This is a genomic window from Hydrogenophaga sp., from assembly GCF_036675665.1.
GTDB lineage: Bacteria > Pseudomonadota > Gammaproteobacteria > Burkholderiales > Burkholderiaceae_C > Hydrogenophaga.
In genome coordinates this window covers 36821-54800 of sequence record NZ_JAKFEO010000114.1, presented here as the reverse complement: position 1 = coordinate 54800, position 17980 = coordinate 36821, and the positions used below count along the sequence as shown (strand labels likewise).

At 69.6% G+C, this 17980-nt stretch carries 12 protein-coding genes; 6 read left to right on the top strand and 6 right to left on the bottom strand.

The annotated features are described in order from the left end of the window. Window positions 1-71: 71 nt before the first annotated feature. Window positions 72-1682, top strand: coding sequence for a galactarate dehydratase (gene garD, locus V6M63_RS23810; RefSeq protein ID WP_332745966.1), 1611 nt, complete (start codon window positions 72-74; stop codon window positions 1680-1682). Here the strand turns inward: garD and V6M63_RS23805 are convergent. The 3 genes from V6M63_RS23805 to V6M63_RS23795 are packed head-to-tail and all read right to left on the bottom strand — an operon-like array spanning window position 1675 to window position 6000. Beyond that, window positions 1675-2889: an efflux RND transporter periplasmic adaptor subunit gene (locus V6M63_RS23805; protein ID WP_332745964.1), complete on the bottom strand. Its 1215-nt coding sequence runs from the start codon at window positions 2887-2889 to the stop codon at window positions 1675-1677. The genes garD and V6M63_RS23805 overlap by 8 nt on opposite strands. Beyond that, window positions 2886-5255: an ABC transporter permease gene (locus tag V6M63_RS23800; RefSeq protein WP_332745962.1), complete on the bottom strand. Its 2370-nt coding sequence runs from the start codon at window positions 5253-5255 to the stop codon at window positions 2886-2888. The genes V6M63_RS23805 and V6M63_RS23800 overlap by 4 nt, the downstream gene beginning before the upstream one ends. Window positions 5256-5262: 7 nt before the next feature. Further along, a complete protein-coding gene (locus tag V6M63_RS23795) occupies window positions 5263-6000 on the bottom strand; it encodes an ABC transporter ATP-binding protein (RefSeq protein ID WP_332745960.1) in 738 nt (245 codons plus the stop codon). A 110-nt stretch (window positions 6001-6110) separates the two neighbouring features. Here V6M63_RS23795 and V6M63_RS23790 point away from each other — a divergent pair, with 110 nt between their 5' ends. After that, the gene (locus V6M63_RS23790) at window positions 6111-7346 is read left to right on the top strand and encodes a multidrug effflux MFS transporter (protein WP_332745959.1); all 1236 of its coding nucleotides are present in this window, start codon (window positions 6111-6113) and stop codon (window positions 7344-7346) included. 358 nt (window positions 7347-7704) lie between these two features. Further along, window positions 7705-8826: a DUF2855 family protein gene (locus V6M63_RS23785; protein ID WP_332745958.1), complete on the top strand. Its 1122-nt coding sequence runs from the start codon at window positions 7705-7707 to the stop codon at window positions 8824-8826. A gap of 123 nt (window positions 8827-8949) precedes the next feature. Here V6M63_RS23785 and V6M63_RS23780 read toward each other — a convergent pair whose 3' ends face one another. The 3 genes from V6M63_RS23780 to V6M63_RS23770 form a co-directional block, all read right to left on the bottom strand. Next, window positions 8950-10911, bottom strand: coding sequence for a TonB C-terminal domain-containing protein (locus tag V6M63_RS23780; RefSeq protein ID WP_332745956.1), 1962 nt, complete (start codon window positions 10909-10911; stop codon window positions 8950-8952). Between the two features lie 280 nt (window positions 10912-11191). Further along, on the bottom strand, window positions 11192-11827 hold the full coding sequence (locus tag V6M63_RS23775; protein ID WP_332745955.1) for an OmpA family protein: 636 nt from the start codon (window positions 11825-11827) through the stop codon (window positions 11192-11194). 15 nt (window positions 11828-11842) lie between these two features. Further along, window positions 11843-12292, bottom strand: a complete 450-nt coding sequence (locus V6M63_RS23770) for a FecR family protein (RefSeq protein WP_332745953.1) — start codon at window positions 12290-12292, stop codon at window positions 11843-11845. Window positions 12293-12716: 424 nt separating this feature from the next. Here V6M63_RS23770 and imuA point away from each other — a divergent pair, with 424 nt between their 5' ends. From imuA to V6M63_RS23755, 3 genes are read left to right on the top strand one after another with little or no spacing between them, the layout of a single operon-like run. Next, complete coding sequence (imuA, locus tag V6M63_RS23765; RefSeq protein ID WP_332745951.1) at window positions 12717-13535, top strand: translesion DNA synthesis-associated protein ImuA; 819 nt, start codon at window positions 12717-12719, stop codon at window positions 13533-13535. Further along, on the top strand, window positions 13483-14784 hold the full coding sequence (locus V6M63_RS23760; protein ID WP_332745949.1) for a Y-family DNA polymerase: 1302 nt from the start codon (window positions 13483-13485) through the stop codon (window positions 14782-14784). The genes imuA and V6M63_RS23760 overlap by 53 nt, the downstream gene beginning before the upstream one ends. 4 nt (window positions 14785-14788) lie before the next feature. Further along, entirely contained in the window at window positions 14789-17905 is a 3117-nt protein-coding gene (locus V6M63_RS23755) for an error-prone DNA polymerase (RefSeq protein ID WP_332745947.1), read from the top strand. The last annotated feature ends 75 nt before the right edge of the window (window positions 17906-17980 follow it).

Sequence of the window (17980 nt, the reverse complement as noted above, 5' to 3'; positions counted from 1 at the left end):
CCAAATGGATGGCGATCGTATGCCGACATGGCACCGACGCTCGCCGAACCCCGCAATCTTAGGAGACAGGGATGTCACAAGCCCTCCAAACACCCCATGCGGCACGGTCGGCCGCACCGCTGACCATCCGCATGCACACCCGCGACAACGTGGCCATCGTGGCCAATGACGGTGGCCTGCCCGTGGGCACCGAGCTGCCCGGCGGCCTGGTGCTGCGCGACAAGGTGCCGCAAGGCCACAAGGTGGCGTTGGTGGATCTGCCCAAGGGCGCCGTCGTGCTGCGTTACGGCGTGCCCATCGGCCATGCGCTGGACGACATTGCCGCCGGCAGCTGGGTGCACGAACGCCTGCTGCAAATGCCCGATGCCCGCGAGCTCGACAACCTGCCCATGGCCACCGTCAAACCCGAGCCGCAGCCCGCCCTGGAGGGCTACACCTTCGAGGGCTACCGCAACGCCGACGGCTCGGTCGGCACGCGCAACATCCTGGCCATCACCCAGACCGTGCAGTGCGTGGCCGGCGTCACCGACTTCGCGGTGCAGCGCATCAAGGCCGAGCTGCTGCCGCGCTTTCCCAACGTGGACGACGTGGTGGCGCTGGAGCACGGCTACGGCTGCGGCGTGGCCATCGACGCGCCCGATGCGGTGATCCCGATCCGCACGCTGCGCCACATCAGCCTGAACCCGAACTTCGGCGGCGAGGTGATGGTGGTGAGCCTGGGTTGCGAGAAGCTGCAGCCCGAGCGCCTGCTGCCACCGGGCTCGATCCCGCTGGTGGACGAGCGCAACGTGGCCGACGTGGGCACCAGCGCCGAGACCCGTCTCGACGTCGTTTGTCTTCAAGACGATGCGCACGTGGGCTTCATGAGCATGGTGGACTCCATCGTGCGCCAGGCCGAGGAACACCTGGAGCGCCTGAACGCGCGCCGGCGCGTGACCGTGCCCGCGAGTGAGCTCGTGGTGGGCGTGCAGTGCGGGGGCAGCGATGCGTTCTCAGGCGTCACGGCCAACCCCGCCGTGGGCTTCTGCACCGACCTGCTGGTGCGCGCGGGCGCGAGCGTGATGTTTTCCGAAACCACCGAGGTGCGCGACGGCATCGCCCAGCTCACCGCGCGCGCCACCACGCCCGAGGTGGCGCAGGCCATGGTGCGCGAGATGGCCTGGTACGACGCCTACCTGAAGCGCGGCAGCGTGGACCGCAGCGCCAACACCACGCCGGGCAACAAGAAGGGCGGCCTGTCCAACATCGTGGAGAAGGCCATGGGTTCGATCGTGAAGTCGGGCAGCGCGCCGATTTCCAACGTGCTCGCGCCCGGCGAGAAGCTCAAGCACAAGGGCCTGACCTACGCCGCCACGCCCGCGAGCGATTTCATCTGCGGCACGCTGCAGCTGGCCGCCGGCATGAACCTGCATGTGTTCACCACCGGGCGCGGCACGCCTTACGGACTGGCGGCTGTGCCGGTCATCAAAGTGGCCACGCGCAGCGACCTGGCGCGGCGCTGGCACGACCTGATGGACATCAACGCCGGCGCGATAGCCGACGGCTCGGCCAGCATCGAAGACGTGGGCTGGGAAATGTTCCGCCTCATGCTCGACGTGGCCAGCGGCCGCAAGAAGACCTGGGCCGAACACTGGAAGCTGCACAACGCCCTGGTGCTGTTCAACCCCGCGCCGGTCACCTGATCTTCACGGCCTGGCCGTCGGTGATGGTGCTGCCCGGGTAGAGCAGCACCTGCTCGCCCTCGCGCAGGCCGTCGCTCACCCAGGCCACATCGGCGTTGCGCTCGCGCAGCGTCACCGCGCGGGCCACGGCGCGCTGCCCCTCGAAGACGAACACCCGCCAGGCCGTGCCGTCGCGCACCAGGGCTGCGCTGGGCACGAGCAGCGCACCTTCCTGCGAAGACACCGTGATGCGCGCATCGACCCGAAAGCCATCGCCCAGGCGCTGCGGCTGGGCGACCGGCGTGTCCAGGTCCACGATCACGTTCACCCGCTGCTCCTCGATACCCAGGGCCGACACCTTGGTGAAGGCCACCGGCTCGATGCGCACCACACGGCCGGGCAGCGCCGGCGCACCCGTGGTGAGCGTGAGGCGGGCGGGCGCGCCCGGCGCGATCTGCTGCACCTCGCTGGAGAGCACGTCGATCACCGCCTCCACCGCTGCGGTGTCGCCGATCTCCAGCAGATGCTGGCCCGCGGTCACCGGGGCGGCGCTGTCCAGGTGCAGCTTGATGACCTGGCCATCCACCGGGCTCTTGAGCATCCACAGACCTTCTGGGCGAACACCCGCGCCAGGCTCCGATCGCGCCAGCGCGGCCTGGGCTTCGGCCTGCGCGAACTCGGCCGCGCGCAGCTCGGCGCGTCCGGCGTCCAGCGCCTGCTGCGCGGAGCGCCGCGCCAGCACGCTCTGGTCGAGCGCGGAGGGCGCGATGAAGTTGTCGCGCGCGAGCTTTTGCGCCCGCTCGGCCTCCAGGCTGGCCTGGGCCAGTGCGGTCTGCAGCCGCTGCAGTTGTGCGGCCGATGCTCGCCGCGCCGCGTCGGCACTGCCCACGCGCTGCTGCAGCACCAGCCGTGTGCGGGCGTCGATCATCTGCGACGCCACCGGCGTGAGCGTGGCCACCACGTCACCGGCGCGCACGGTATCGCCCACCTTGAGCGTGGGCCGCGCCAGCTCGGCCAGCGTGGGCGCGGAGATCAGGTAACGGTGCTTCAGGCGCAGCTGGCCGTCTTCTTCGATGGCCTGCTCGAAACGGCCGGTGGTCACCGGTGCCACCTCCACCAGCAAGGGGCGCGGCTGGAAGGCCCAGAAGGCGAGGGCGGTGGCCACCAGGGCTCCAAGCGCCCAGGGCGCCCAGCGGCGCCATCGGTTGTTGTGGTTGGTCTTGTTCATTCGCGGACTTTCAAAACGGCGACCAGGTCAAGCCGGTCGATCTGGCGGCGCACCATCAGGGCGCTGACGATGCCCGCGGCCAGCACGATCAGCGCGGCCCAGGCGTAGGTGGCGGGTTCGATGACCACCGGGAAATCGATGTTGTCCGAGGACATGAGCCGCATCATCAGGGACGCCAGCGCCCAGCCCGCCACCGCGCCCAGGGGCAGGGCCAGCAGCAGCTCGGCCCCGAGTTCGCCGAGCAGCAGCACCGAGACCTCGGCGCGCGTCATGCCCAGCACGCGCAGGCTGGCGAGCTCCCAGGCCCGCTCCGAGAGCGTGATGCGCGCGGCGTTGTAGACGATGCCCACCGCCATCGCCACGGCAAACAACGTGAGGATGCCGCTGAACACGCCCATGTTGCGCGAGGTGGTCTCGTTGAAGCTGGCCATGGAGCCGGCCTTGTCGAACACCGCGTTGATCACCGGCGCTCGCTTGACCGCCCCCCAGAATTCGCCCATGGCCAGCGGGTCCACCCGCAGCGCGGCCTCGGCCACGCCGGCCCCGTCGCGCGCCAATCCGTTCATGGCGTCCAGATTCATGAAGGCCTGCTTGCCCATCAGGGTGTGCACGATGTCGACCACCTCCACCGTGGTGCGGGTCTGGTTCCAGAGGCGGAACTCCACCTCGACGCGGTCACCCACGCGCGCGCCCACGGCGTTGGCCAGCAGGGACGACATCACCAGCCCGCTGGCGGGCAGGGCCACGTGGCCCCGCGCATCGTCCACCGCGCGCAGGAGTTGCGCATCGTCGATCAAGCCCATCAGCGCCGCATCGTCGGTCCGCCCGCGCAGGCGCACGCGCACCGGCTCGCTGCGGTAGGGCTCAGCGCTCATCACGCCGGGCAGGCGCTGCAGGTCCTGCACCACCGACAGCGGCACCGGGCGGTCGAAGTTCACCAGCACGTCGCCTTGCTGCACCTGGCGGAACTGCACGTCGACGATGTGGGCGATGGCGTCCAGCCAGAAGGCGCCCGAGATCTGCAGCGCCACCGACAACGCGATGCCGGTGACGGTGAAGGCCGCGCGCAGCGGACGGCGCTCGAAGTTGCGGATGACCATGAGCGCGCCGGTGCTCACGCGTCGGCCCAGGCCCAGCCGTTCGATCAGCGTCTGGCGGTAGTGGGGTGGGGCAGGGGGTTGCATGGCCTGCGCGGGCCGAAGGTTGACGACCGCGCGGATGGCGGCCCAGGTGCCGGCGGCGGCGGCGGCAAAGGCCAGCGCCGTGGCCGCCACCACCAGCCACGGCGTGGTGACGTAGGCCAGGTGGTTGAAGCGGAACACCTCGTCGTACAGCCCGAGCATCAGTTGCCCGATGACCAGACTCAGGCCCAGCCCCACCACCACGCCCAGGCCAGCGATCACCATGGAGAGCTTGATGTAGTGCCAGGCGATGGCCCCGTCGCTGTAGCCCAGCGCCTTGAGCGCGGCGATCTGGCTGCGCTGCGTGGCCACCTGGCGGCTGATCACCACGTTGAGGATGAACATGGCCACGGCCAGGAAGATCGAGGGCAGCACCGTGCCCATCACCTTGAGCTGCGAGAGCTCGTCGGCCACGATCTTGGCCGAGAGCTGTTTGTCGCGACCCACCGCGCCCAGCGTGCCGTAGGCGTCGAGCAGGCGGTCGGTCTGCTCGATCACGGCAGGTTGTGATGCGCCCGCGTCCAGCCGCAGCGCGGCCTGGTTGAACGCGCCCTGCAGATCGAAGGCGTGCGCCATGCGCTCGCTGTCGATCCACCAGATGCCGAAGGTCTGGTCGTCGGGCGCGCCACCGCGCGAGGCAAACACGTACTCGGGCGAAATCGCCGTGCCCACCAGGTGCACCTGCTCCAGCCGACCATTGAGGATGGCGTTGACCCGGTCACCGGGCTTGAGACTTCGCGCCACCGCAAACCGGTCGCTCACCACCGCCTCCAGCGCACGGCCGCGCTCGGGCCAGCGCCCGCTGCGCAGCGTGAGCGCATTGAGGCCCTGTCGCTGCGCGTGCACGCGGGCCAGATCGAGGCCGATGAAGCGCCCCGTCACGGGCGCATCGGCATCGGGCAGCGCGATCTGCGCGTCCATCACCACGTCGAGCTTGACCTCGGCCACGCCGGGGATGGCGGCCAGCCGCGTGCCCAGGTGCACGGGCGCGCGCTTGACATTGGCGAACACGTCGGCGAGGCGGTTGTCGCGGTAGAAGCTGTCGCGCGATCCCTGCAGCGACTCGTGCACCGAGAACATGCCCACGAAGCCGGCCACGCCGATGGCCACCACCACCGCGATGGTGGCCACCTGCGCGCGCAGGCGCTTGAGATCGCGCCAGAGCTTGGTGTCCAGGGCCTTCATGGTGGGCTCACCAGTGCAGGGTGGACGCGGCCACCTTGTGTGTGTTGACCCGCGCGTCCTTGATGCTCCCATCGGCCAGGCGCAGCACGCGGTCGGCCATGTCGGCAATCGGCGCGTTGTGCGTGATCACCACCGTGGTCGTGCCCAGCGTGCGGTTCACGTGTTCGATGGCCTGCAGCACCATCACGCCGGTGGCGCAGTCGAGCGCGCCGGTGGGCTCGTCGCACAGCAGGACGGCGGGCCGCTTGGCGATGGCCCGCGCAATGGCCACGCGCTGCTGCTCGCCGCCCGAGAGCTGCGAGACGAAGTGGTTCCTGCGTTCGCTCAGCCCCACCAGCGCCAGCGCTTCCTCGGGTGGCATCGGATCGTCGGCCAGGTCGGTCACCAGCGCCACGTTCTCCAGCGCGGTCAGACTGGGGATGAGGTTGTAGAACTGGAACACGAAGCCCACGTGCTCGCGGCGGTAGCGTGTGAGCTCGGCGTCGCTGGCGCCGGTGAGCTCGTGCGATTCCCCTTCGTGCACCCAGCGTGCCGTGCCGGCGCTGGCGCTGTCCAGCCCGCCCAGGATGTTGAGCAGGGTCGACTTGCCACTGCCCGAGGCCCCCAGCAACACCACGAACTCGCCGCGCACGATGGACAGATCCACCCCGCGCAGCGCGTGCACGGCGGTCTCGCCTTCGCCATAGACCTTGGTCAGGCCCTCGGCAATGAAGACGGGTTCGGCATCCTGCGGGGCGGCGTTCATCGGGTGGGTCGGGCAAAAAAATTCCAGCTTTCCATTCAACCACCCGGGCGGTGGTGTGTCCTTGACACCGGTCAAGTCATTGCCAGTGGCTTAGACTCCCGCCTCCCCTCATGTCTGCATCCCTCACCCCCACCCCCTCCCACGGCCCGCTGATCGCCAACCTGATCGCGCAGCTCGCCTTCGGCCTGCTCGCCATGACCATCTGCCTGCCGTCCATGCAGGAGTGGGGTGCCATGTTCGGATCGGACCAGGCGAGCGTGCAGCTCACCTTCAGCGGCTACGTGGTGGCCTACGGCGGGCTGCAGCTGCTCTACGGCCCGTGGTCCGACCGGTGGGGACGCAAGAAGGTGCTGATGTTCGGCCTCACGCTCGCCGGCCTGGGCTCGGTGCTGGCGGCGCTCTCTCCCAGTCTGGCATGGCTCACCGCGGCGCGCGTGCTGCAAGGCGCGGGCTGCGCGGCAGGCATGGTGGTCGGCCGGGCCATGGTGCAGGACCTCTTCACCGGCCCCGAGCGCACGCGCGTGATGGCCTACGTGGGCATGGCCATGGGCCTGATCCCGCCCACCGCCACCATCCTGGGCGGGCAGATCCATGTGGGCCTGGGCTGGCAGGCCAACTTCGTGCTCATCGCCTTGCTCGCGGTCGTGCTGTTCGTGGCCGCGTGGAAGGGTCTGCCCGACCACGAGCCGGCCACCACCGTGCAACCGCACTGGCTGGGCGCCATGCTGTCGTCGTACGCGCGGCTGGCGCGCGAGCCTTCGTTCCTGCTGTTCGTGTTCATCCTGGCCATGACCACCGCCAACTTCTACGCCTTCCTGGCGGGCGCGCCCATCGTGCTGGGCAGTTATGGCGTGGGGCCCGCGGGCATCGGCTACTACATCATGGTCGTGCCGCTGTCCTACATCGTGGGCAACTACCTCACCACGCACCTGGTGCACCGCACCGGTGACCACGCCATGATGATGCTGGGCCAGGTGTGCACGGTGGGTGGCGTCGCGCTCATGCTGGGGCTGGCCCTGGCCAACGTGGACACCCCGCTGGCCTTTGCGCTGCCGCTCATGCTGATGGGCCTGGGCAACGGTTTCCTGGTGCCCCCGGCGCTCACCGGCACGGTGGGGCTGGTGCCCGCGCTGGCCGGCTCGGCCGCCGCGGTGGCGGGTCTGGCGCAGCAACTCATGGGGGCGGTGGGCGGCTATGCGGTGGGCCTGGTGCCGCACGACGGCGCGGTGAACCTGGGCTGGCTGATGCTGGGCCTGGGCGGCGTGGCGCTGGTGGCGCAGGTGATGCTGAACCGCCGGCGCATCGCCAAAGCCGCGCCGGTGCGCCGCGCTCCCGACGACGCTTGACGTCGGCTGGCCCGAGCGCACCGCTGGCGATGGGTTCGCTGGCGAACAGACCACCGCCTGGCGCGGGTGGTCAGATGATCCCGCAGGCACATGCCGATGCCCCTCACCGAGGGCCGGCAATGCTCGGGAGAATCACATGTACATCGGCGGCGGCGCTCTATTGCTCATCATCATCCTGCTCCTCGTGTTCGGTTGACCCCTGGGGCGAAGGCTCACCCATCCGTGTGTGGGTCCTCGCGCGCTGAATGCATGGGCGTGTCCATGGGCTCGTGGAAGCCCTGGCGAACGCGCGTGACAACCGCGGCCGCCAGATCGGTGCAACATGGCGTTGCCCGTCACCACCTTGCACGCCCGCACCATGACCACACAGCAATTCCAGGTCCGCAAGGACCAGCTCGCCACCACCCGCACCGTGCAACTGCCCGACGCGCCGCTGGCCGACGGCGAGATCCGTGTGCGCATCGAGCACTTTGCCTACACCTCCAACAACATCACCTACGCCGCATTCGGCGACGCGATGAACTACTGGCAGTTCTTTCCGGTCGCCCCCGCGGCTGGCGATGACGCCGCATGGGGCCTGGTGCCGGTGTGGGGCTTTGGTGTGGTGGAAGAGACGCAGTGCGCGGGCGTGGCCGTGGGCGAACGCCTGTACGGCTACTGGCCCATGGCCTCACACGCGGTGCTCAAGCCCGTGCGCCTGTCGCCCGACGGGTTCTCGGACGGCGCACCGCACCGCGCCACACTGCACCCGGTCTACAACCACTACCTGCGCTGCGCGGTGGACCCGCTGCACGATTCCGCCACCGAGCCGCTGCAGGCCTTGCTGCGCCCGCTCTTCCTCACCGCCTGGCTGATCGACGATTTCCTGGCCGACAACGATTTCTTTGGAACGAACCAGGGCGGGAAGCGCGGCGTGATGCTGCTCTCGTCGGCCAGCAGCAAGACGGCGTATGCCACGGCCGCCCAGCTGGCGAAGCGCCCCGAGGTGGAGGTGGTGGGTCTCACCTCGCCGGGCAACGTGGCGTTTTGCGAAAGCCTGGGCGTGTACAGCCGCGTGCTCACCTACGACCAGCTCGAGCAACTGCCGCCGGACACACCTTGCGTGTACGTGGACTTTGCCGGCAACGGCGCGCTGCGCAAGGCCATCCACGGCCGCTTCACCGCGCTGGCCTACAGCTGCTCCATCGGCGGCACCCACGTGGACCAGCTTGCCGGCGGCCGCGATCTGGCCGGGCCGCGCCCGGTGCTGTTCTTCGCGCCCGCGCAGGCCAAGAAGCGCCACGGCGACTGGGGCGCCGCCGGTTTCAACGAACGCATGGCCAAGGCCTGGCACGCCTTCATGGCCCAGGTGAGCCAGCCCGCCGCGCCCTGGGTGGTGGTGCAGCACCACAAAGGCCCCAGCGCCGTGCAGGCCGCCCACGCCCTGGTGCTGGGCGGGCGGGGCGACGCACGCGTGGGGCACATGCTGTCGCTGCCGTGAGCGCGTGACTTTACGCACAGAGACTGTGGCCTACGCTGTGGATAACAAGGTGGACAACCGCCGCAGCCCGCCGCCCGCCTGGCTTGGCGGGGTCTGCTTAAAAACAGGGCGCTGACCGCAGGTTCAGTACAGCCGCACGGCCGTGTCGAAATGCCAGGTGCGGCGGATCTCGATCACGTCGTACTCGCTCGCCAGGGCCGGCGGGAACGCCGGGTAGTTCGCCTGGCTGTGCACGATGCGAGGGATGGCCTCGTCGATGGCCGCCACGCCGCTGGAGCGAACGAAGGTCACCGACTCCACCGTGCCATCGCTGCGGATCGCCACCGTCACCACGGGTTGGGTGTGCGGCTGCCTTGCCGCCTCGCGGACCATGTCGATGGTCATGTTCATCTGGATCTTGCGGGCCCAGGCCTCCGCATAAAGGATGAGTTCGGTGTTGGGATCGGTGCGCCCGAAGAGCCGGGCCCGGCGCAAGGTGCTCGCCGAGGGCAAGCGGCGTGCGGCCGCTTCGGCCGCCTCGCGCCGGTCGGCTTCCTCGTTCAACTGCCGCCCGATGGCCCGAAGCCGCTCTTCGCGTTTCGCTTCCGCCGCCTGCCGCTCGGCCTGCAGGCGTGCGGCTTCTCCTTGTGCCGCTTGCTGGCGGGCCGCCTCCTGCTGACCAGCCGCTTGCTGCGCGGCGGCCTGGCGTTCGCCCTCTTGCCGTGCGGCGTCAGCGTCTTGCTGGCGGGCTGCCTCCTGCTGCGCGGAGGCTTGCTGCGCGGCCGCCTGGCGTTCGGCTTCCAGCCGCGCGGCTTCGGCCCGTGCCGCTTCCTGGCGTGCTGCGTCCTCGCGTGCCGCTTCCTGTTGCGCAGCCGCGCGTTCTGCCGCCGCCTGTTGCTCGGCTTCCAACCGGGCTGCTTCGACCCGTGCCGCTTCCTGGCGAGCGGCTTCCTGCTGCGTTGCCGCTTGCTGCGCGGCGGCTTGGCGCTCGGCTTCCAACCGCTGTGCTTGCTGGCGAGCAGCTTCCTGCTCGGTCGCTTGCTGCCTTGCAGCGGCCAGGCGCTCTGCCTCCTGGCGTTCTGCTTCCAGCTGCCGCGCGGCTTCTTCCTGCTGCGCTGCCGCTTGCCGTGCAGCCTCCTGGCGCTCGGCTTCCAGCCGCGCCGCCTCGACGCGCGCCGCTTCCTCCAGGCGCGCCGCTTCCTGCCGGGCGGCCTCCTGTCGCAGGGCTTCTGATCGGGCGGTGGCTTGCCGTTCGGCCTCCGCGCGCTCGGCGTCGGCCTGCGCGGTTTTCTGTCGGGCGGCTTGCGCGCGCTCGACCTCCTGCCGCGCCGCCTCCAGACGCTCGGCCTCCGCCTGCTGCGCCGCTGCCTGCTGCGCAGCCTTCTGGCGAGCCGCGCCCTGGCGCTCGACTTCCAGCCGTGCGCTTTCGACCTGCGCCGCTTCCTGTCGAGCGGCTTCCTGGCGTTCGGCCTCCAGCCGCGTGGCCTCGACGCGCGCCAGCTCCTGCCGGGCCGTCTCCTGTTGCGCCTCTTCGCGCCTGGTGGCTTCCGCCCGCGCAGCCTCTTGCCGAGCTGCTTCCCGTCGCGCCGCCGCTTGCCGCGCAGCCTCCAGGCGCTCAAGCTCCAGCCGCGCCGCTTCCTGCGGCGGCTCCTGCGGCTCGGCGCGGTTGAGCAGGGCCACCTCGGCGTGTGGCTCCGGTGCCTGCGGGGCGACAGGCGCAACCGCTGGTTCGCCAGCCTCTTGAATCGGTGGCAACGCCGCCTCTGGAACAGGCTTCGGCGCGGCCGCGACGACGGGCGCTGGCTGGGCCGGCGTCGGCTCAGCGGTCGGCGCAGGGGGCTTCGAAGGCTTTGGGGGCCTTGGCGCAGGCCGCCGGGCCGCGGGGCGCACCGCCTGCGCGGGGGGCGATGGCTCCACCGCCGGCGCCTGCGCAGGCGCCGCCGCCGCTTCCTTCGCCGCGGTCAGGAGCACGCGCAGATGGGGCGCTTCGACCCGGCGGTCCTGCCAGGGGAAGCCGAAGCCCGGCAGCCCGATGCCCTGGCCACCAAAGGTCAGGCTCAGCAGCAGGGCGTGGAACACGAGGGAGAGCAAGAGCGCGACCGCCATGCGCCTGCGCTCGCGTGTCAGGCGTTTGCTCTGCGGGCGGCCACGGGAGGCACCCCACGGCGATCCCGCAGGCTTGGGGGCAGAGGGCGGTCTCGGTGAAACGCTGGAACCGGTGGCGCTCAAATGTCCTCCACCGATGTTGCACGGGCACGGTCCAGGCGGGCCGGGTCGGGCCAAAGCGCTGGGGAGGGTGTCGTGAGCAGCATCCGGCCGATTGTCGTATCCAAACTGCCGGGTTCGTTTGCCGGGCCTCACCGGGCCTGTTCCTGGAGGCCCGTGGTCAAAGAATCAGGATTTCGACGCGCCGGTTGCGCGGGTCCGAAGCACCCGGACCGGAGGGCGTCAAAGGCTGGGCGTCACCGAAGAATTGCACCTCGATGTTGTTGAGCGAGGGATCGTTCGTTCTGAGCAGGTGGGCGGCGGCCTCGGCCCGATCGGCCGACAACTTCAGGTTCCCTTCCTTCGTGCCGATGGCATCGGTGTGCCCGAACACCGTGATGCGGGTGGGCTTGCGCTCGCGCACCGCGCCAAAGATGGCGGGCAGCATGGCCTTCGACTCCTCGGTCAGCTCGGTCTTGTCCAACAGGAATTGCAGGATGAAGGTCGTGGGCTTCGTCGGTTGCGCCTTGAGCAGGGTGCCGTAGGCCGTGTCTATCGTGTGGCGGCTGATCGTCCTTGCTTTTGACGGTGCCGCGTTGCTCCCGTTGACGGACGTGTAGCTGAACGCCTTGTCGAGCCGCTGCGATCCTGAGGCCGTTGAAACCGACACGGCGCCGACCGTGCTGTCTTCATCGGGCATCAGGACGACGGTCGTTCGGGTGCTGGTGGGCGGCGGTGTGGCGCAGCCGCCAAGGAGCGCGATGGCAAGCAGGAGCACCGCCGCGAACCGGACGCGCGGGTTTTCCGATGTCTTCATGGCAGAGAACACGCCCTAGTCCGCCTCGATGATGAAGCGCGTCCCGCGAACGCCGATGGTCGCCGTGGGCGTGCCCACCTTGACCGCTTCCGGCGCCAGCTTGGCGATCATTCCCGACGAGTAGATCGCGGCCCCCCGGGCGAGGTAGACAAAGAACTCGTATTTCGCCTGCTTGGGCTCGAAGGCGTAGTCGCGCACCTGGATGTCGGTGGACGGCCCGACCGTCAGCGTCGTTCCGTCCTTGAACACGACGCCCGCGGACGAACCGGTACCGGAGACGATGCGGTCCGAGACGAACAACGTCGAACCCGACACGGCGTCCAGCGTGGAGCCATTGCGAGCGATGCCGATGTCCCCGGACACATTCCTGAACGTGGCGACATGGTCGCCATTCGCACCGGCCGACCCGACAAACCCCAACGGCCCCACCACTGCCAGCAGCGAGGCAAAGATCAAGCGCTTCATCAGGCCCCCTTGTTTTGCGGTTGTCGAAAGACACAGGCCCGGTGCACCTTGGGCTGCGGCCGACGGTACGGACCAGGGCGCCGCTTGTATGTTCGGTGTCGTACATATAAAAACTCGAGCGCATCTCTTCAGAGAGGAGCGTGATGGAATCCACACGTTCGTCACTTGCGCGGGTGAATGTCTGCTGCGGACATCCTCAAGCGCTCCACCAGCAAGTCCACGAAGGCCCGCACCTTGGCGGGCCGAAAGCGTGCCGTTGGAAACACGGCATGGATCCCGCGTGGACCTCATGCGCCAGGGACACGCCACATTGGAGGCTGGGCGCTGAGCGGGGAGCCACCACTGGACACGGGTGGGTCTTTCATATACTGTACGTGCATACAGTATCTGTCTGGCCTTTCAAACCCCACCCGAACACTCCGCCATGCATCCCGCCCTCGACTGGCAGGAGGACGACCTGTCTTCCGCCTTCACGCCTCTCTCCCAACCACGGCCAGCCCGCCTGCCCGGTGAATTGCCCATGGCCGTGGCCGCGGCCATCTGGCGCGGCGACCAGCTCGGCGGCCCGGTCTCGGCCGTGCTGGCCAGTGGCTTCGAGGCGCTGGACGCGCAGCTGCCTGGCGGCGGCTGGCCGTGCCACGGCGTCATTGAAATCCTCGCATCGCAGAGCGGCATGCTGGAGTGGCGCCTGCTCGGGCCCGCGCTGCGCCAGGTGTGTGCCGCTGGCCGCGCGGTGGTGGTGGTGGGCCCGCCCAAGGCGCCGCACCTGCCGGGCCTGCGCTTCGAGGGCATCGACGAGCGCCACCTGGTGTGGGTGCGGGCCGACACGGCCGCGGAGCGCCTGTGGTCGGCCGAACAACTGATCAAGGCCAACGCCTGCGGTGCGCTGGTGGTGTGGCTGCCGCAGGCGCGGGCCGAGCAGGTGCGCCGCCTGCAGGTGCTGGCCGCCAGCTGCGAAGGCCCGGTGTTTCTCTGCCGGCCCAGCGCGGCGGCGCGCGAATCGTCGGCCGCGCCGTTGCGCCTGCAGGCCCGCGTGGGGCTGGATTGGGAACTGCACCTCGACATCTTCAAACGCAAGGGCCCGCCGCTCGAAGGCACGCTGCGCCTGGGCTCGGTGCCCGGGGGCCTGCGCGCCATCCTCACGCCGCGGCTGCGTTTCCCCAGCCGCCTGTTGCCCCGCGAGGCCGATCATGTTGTGGTCAGCACTCCTGCTCCCGACCGCCCCCACCACGCCGTCCACTGAGGCGGCGCGGCGCGCGGTGGCCACCTGGGCGTTGCAGTTCACACCCCGCGTGGCGCTGGCCGACGGCGCGGTGCTCATGGAGGTGGCGGCGAGCGAACGCCTGTTTGGTGGTCGGCGCGCGCTGCGCGACCGCGTGGTAGCCGAGAGTCAGCAACTCGGCGTGGTGCAGGTGGCCTGGGCGCCCAACAGCCTGGCCGCGCTGGCACTGGCGCGCGCCGGCCTTGAAAACGGCTTCAGGCAAGCGCTGCCGGTGCTGCTCGATGCCTTGCCCATGGTCGTGTTGAACGCCGTGCACCCGCACCGCCTCACGCTGGCGCACATCGGCTGCCGCACGCTGGGTGACGTGCGCGCGCTGCCACGCGGCGGCGTGGGTCGGCGGTTTGACCAGCAGCTCTTGCAGGCGCTGGACCAGGCCTACGGCGCCGAGCCCGAGGCCCATGTGTGGGTGGCGCTGCCCGAGCGGTTTGACGAGCGGCTGGAGCTCATGGCGCGGGTGGAGCAGGCGCCGGCGTTGCTGTTTGGCGCGCGGCGCCTGCTGCTGGTGATGAGCGGCTGGCTGGCGGCGCGGCGCGCGGGTGTCACGGCCTTCACGCTGCGCTGGGCGCACGACGCCATGCGCGCGCGCGACGCGGGCGAGGGCGGCGAGATCACGGTGCGCACGGCCGAGCCCACGCGCGACACCGAACACCTCTGCCGCCTGCTGGCCGAGCACCTGGCCCATGTGCAACTGCTCGCCCCCGTGGGCGACCTGCACCTGCTGGCCACCGAGGTGCACCCGTTGCACGAGGTGAGCGCCTCGCTGCTGCCCGACACGGTGCGCCAGGGCGAGACGCTGCACCTGGTGCTGGAACGGCTGGCCGCGCGCCTGGGACCCGGGCGCGTGTTGCGCCCGGTGGTACAGCCCGACCACCGCCAGGAATGGATGTGTCGCTGGCAGAGCGCGCTCGAGCCGCTGCCGCGCAAGCCGGCGCCCGACACCGGCCTGCCGCAACCCACCTTCGTGCTGCCCGAGCCGCTGAAGCTGCTGGTGCGCGGCAACCGGCCGATCTACCAGGGTGAACTGCAGTTGCTCGCCGGCCCGCAGCGGGTGGAGGGCGGCTGGTGGGACCGGGTGGACGAGGCGGGCACCACACGCAACGTGGTGCGCGACTACTGGGTGGCGTTGTCGGCCAAGGCGGGGGTGTTGTGGATTTTTCAGACCCGGTTGGATGAAGCGCCGGCGTGGTACCTGCACGGGCACTTCGCATAGGACTATGAATACCACCCTCCTGCCCGACTACGCCGAGTTGCGCTGCATCTCCAACTTCACCTTCCTGCGCGGCGCCAGCCACGCCGAAGAGCTGGTGGAGCGGGCCCAGGCCCTGGGCTACAGCGCGCTGGCGCTGGTGGACGAGTGTTCCCTGGCCGGTGTGGTGCGGGCCCACGTGGCCGCCAAAAAACACCAGCTCAAGTTGCTGGTGGGCAGCCAGTTCCGGGTGCAGTGCAGCGCGCCCTTCGTGCCGTTCACGCTCGTCGTGCTGGCCTGCAACCTCAACGGCTACGGCAACCTGTGCGAGTTCATCACGCACCTGCGCCGCACGGCTCCCAAGGGCACGTACCGCCTGGCATTGAATGCCATCCGCGCCGAAGCGCTGGCCGACTGCGTGGTGATCGCCGTGCCCGATCGCGACAGCGACCAGGACCCGATGGATGCGACAGCGCGCTGGCTGCTGCAGCATTTCATGGGCCGCTGCTGGCTGGGTGTGACGCAGCTGCGCCGGCTCGACGACGAGATGCTGCTGCACAAGCTGCGCCAGAGCAGCACGCTCACCGCCGTGCCGCTGGTGGCCGTGGGCGACGTGCACATGCATGTGCGCTCGCGCAAGCCGCTGCAGGACGTGCTCACCGCCACGCGCATCGGCCAGCCGCTGACCGCCTGCGGGCTGGCGCTGGAGCCCAATGCCGAGCAGCACCTGCGTTCGCGCCTGACGCTGGGCCAGTGCTACCCGCCCGAGCTGCTGGCCGAGACGCTGGCGGTGGCGGCGCGCTGCGCCTTTTCGCTCGACGAGTTGCGCTACCAGTACCCCAGCGAGGTGGTGCCCGAGGGTGAGACGCCATCTTCTTACCTGCACCGCCTGGCCTGGGCGGGCGCGGCCTGGCGTTGGCCACAGGGCACACCACCGCGTTTTGCGAAGCAGATCGAGCACGAGCTCCAGCTGATCGCCGACATGCGCTACGAGCACTACTTCCTGACGGTCAACGACATCGTGACTTTCGCGCGCTCGCAGAACATCCTGTGCCAGGGCCGGGGCTCGGCGGCCAACAGCGTGGTGTGTTACTGCCTGGGCATCACCGCCGTGGACCCGGAGCGCACGGGTCTGCTGTTCGAGCGCTTCATCTCGCGCGAGCGCAACGAGCCACCCGACATCGACGTCGACTTCGAACACGAGCGGCGCGAGGAGGTCATTCAGTACCTCTACAACAAGTACGGCCGCGAACGCGCCGCGCTCACCGCCACGGTGATCAGCTACCGCCCGCGCAGCGCCCTGCGCGACGTGGGCAAGGCCCTGGGGTTTGCCGACGGCGCGCTCGAGGTGCTGGCCAAGAGCACCCGCTGGTGGGACGGGCGCGCGATCGAGACCGAGCGGCTGCGGGAGGCCGGGCTCGACCCCGACGACCTGGCGGTGCGCCAGCTGCTGCAACTCACCGCGCAGCTCATGGGATTTCCGCGCCACCTCTCGCAGCACACCGGCGGCTTCGTGCTCACCCAGTTGCCGCTCTCGCGCCTGGTGCCGATCGAGAACGCCAGCATGAAAGACCGCACCGTGATCGAGTGGGACAAGGACGACCTCGACGCCCTGGGCCTGCTCAAGGTTGATGTGCTCGCCCTGGGCATGCTCACCGCCATCCGCAAGGCGCTTGCCCTCATCGGTGCCAGGGAAGGGCGGGTGATCGAGATGCCGGACATCCCGCCCCAGGACGAGGCCACCTACGACATGATCTGCGCGGCCGACACCGTGGGCGTGTTCCAGATTGAGAGCCGCGCGCAGATGAGCATGCTGCCGCGCCTGAAGCCCCGCAGCTACTACGACCTGGTGATCGAGGTCGCGCTGGTGCGCCCAGGTCCCATCCAGGGCGGCGCGGTGCATCCCTACCTGGACCGGCGGCGCGGTCTGGTGCCGGTGGACTATCCCGGCCCGCGCGGCGGGCAGGACCTGAAGGAAGCCCTGGGCCGCACGCTGGGCGTGCCGATCTTTCAGGAGCAATGCATGCAGATCGCCGTGCTGGCCGCGGGCTTCACACCCGGCGAGGCCGACGACCTGCGCCGCGCCATGGCCGCGTGGAAGCGCAACGGCAATCTGCACAAGTACGAACGGCGCCTGGTCGACGGCATGACCGCGCGCGGCTACACGACCGAATTCGCGCAAAGCGTGTACGAGCAGATCAAGGGTTTCTCCAGCTACGGCTTTCCCGAAAGCCACGCGGCGAGTTTTGCGCTGCTGGTCTACGTGAGCTGCTGGATCAAGCGCCACCACCCGGCCGAGTTCCTGGTGGCCATGCTCAACAGCCAGCCGCTGGGCTTCTACACACCCAGCCAACTGGTGCAGGACGCCAAGCGCCATGGTGTCGAAGTGCGGCCAGTGGATGTGATGCGCAGCCAATGGGACTGCACGCTGGAAGCGGGTGATGCCGTTCGCCTCGGCCTGCGCCTGGTCTCAGGCCTCAAAGCCGACGCCGCCGAACGCCTCGTCATCGCCCGCCAGCACAAAGCCTTCATCACCACGCAAGACCTCGCCCGCCGCGCAAACCTCGATCAACCCCAGATGAAACTGCTCGCCGCCGCCGATGCCCTCATGGGCCTGAGCGGCCACCGCCGCCAGCAGGTGTGGGACGCCGCCGCCCTCAGGACCGCACCCGAGCTGATGAAGCACGCCCCGGTCGCCGAAGCCCCGCTGCATTTGCCCGAGGCCAGTGAGGGCGAAGCCATCGTGTGGGACTACGGCAGCCTGGGCCTCACGCTGCGCCGCCATCCGCTGGCGCTGCTGCGGCCCGAGCTCGCGAAACGGAGGCTCATGAGTGCCGAAGAACTCCGGGACGCACCCAACGGACGGCTGGTGCGCCACTGCGGCATCGTCACCCTGCGCCAGCAACCCGAGACCGCCTCGGGCGTGGTGTTCGTGAGCCTGGAAGACGAGACCGGCGTGGTGCAGGTCATCGTGTGGAAACACCTGCGCGAGCGCCAGCGCACGGTGCTCACGCAATCACGCCTGCTGGCGGTGCATGGCGTGTGGCAGCGCGACGGCGAAGCCAAAAACCTGATCGCCGGCCACCTGGAAGATCTCACGCCGCTGTTGCGCGGGCTGTCCACGGTGAGCCGGGATTTCCATTGAGGGATGGGGGGACTTGATCCAGCGCAATGCGCCAGGGCGTTGTGCGGCGTAAGTTGCATGCTCGGTTCCCATGCT

Coding starts and splice junctions, on each gene's coding strand:
- garD (WP_332745966.1), top strand. CDS start 72: ATGTCACAAGCCCTCCAAACACCCCATGCGGCACGGTCGGCCGCACCG.
- V6M63_RS23805 (WP_332745964.1), bottom strand. CDS start 2,889: ATGAACAAGACCAACCACAACAACCGATGGCGCCGCTGGGCGCCCTGG.
- V6M63_RS23800 (WP_332745962.1), bottom strand. CDS start 5,255: ATGAAGGCCCTGGACACCAAGCTCTGGCGCGATCTCAAGCGCCTGCGC.
- V6M63_RS23795 (WP_332745960.1), bottom strand. CDS start 6,000: ATGAACGCCGCCCCGCAGGATGCCGAACCCGTCTTCATTGCCGAGGGC.
- V6M63_RS23790 (WP_332745959.1), top strand. CDS start 6,111: ATGTCTGCATCCCTCACCCCCACCCCCTCCCACGGCCCGCTGATCGCC.
- V6M63_RS23785 (WP_332745958.1), top strand. CDS start 7,705: ATGACCACACAGCAATTCCAGGTCCGCAAGGACCAGCTCGCCACCACC.
- V6M63_RS23780 (WP_332745956.1), bottom strand. CDS start 10,911: ATGGCGGTCGCGCTCTTGCTCTCCCTCGTGTTCCACGCCCTGCTGCTG.
- V6M63_RS23775 (WP_332745955.1), bottom strand. CDS start 11,827: ATGAAGACATCGGAAAACCCGCGCGTCCGGTTCGCGGCGGTGCTCCTG.
- V6M63_RS23770 (WP_332745953.1), bottom strand. CDS start 12,292: ATGAAGCGCTTGATCTTTGCCTCGCTGCTGGCAGTGGTGGGGCCGTTG.
- imuA (WP_332745951.1), top strand. CDS start 12,717: ATGCATCCCGCCCTCGACTGGCAGGAGGACGACCTGTCTTCCGCCTTC.
- V6M63_RS23760 (WP_332745949.1), top strand. CDS start 13,483: ATGTTGTGGTCAGCACTCCTGCTCCCGACCGCCCCCACCACGCCGTCC.
- V6M63_RS23755 (WP_332745947.1), top strand. CDS start 14,789: ATGAATACCACCCTCCTGCCCGACTACGCCGAGTTGCGCTGCATCTCC.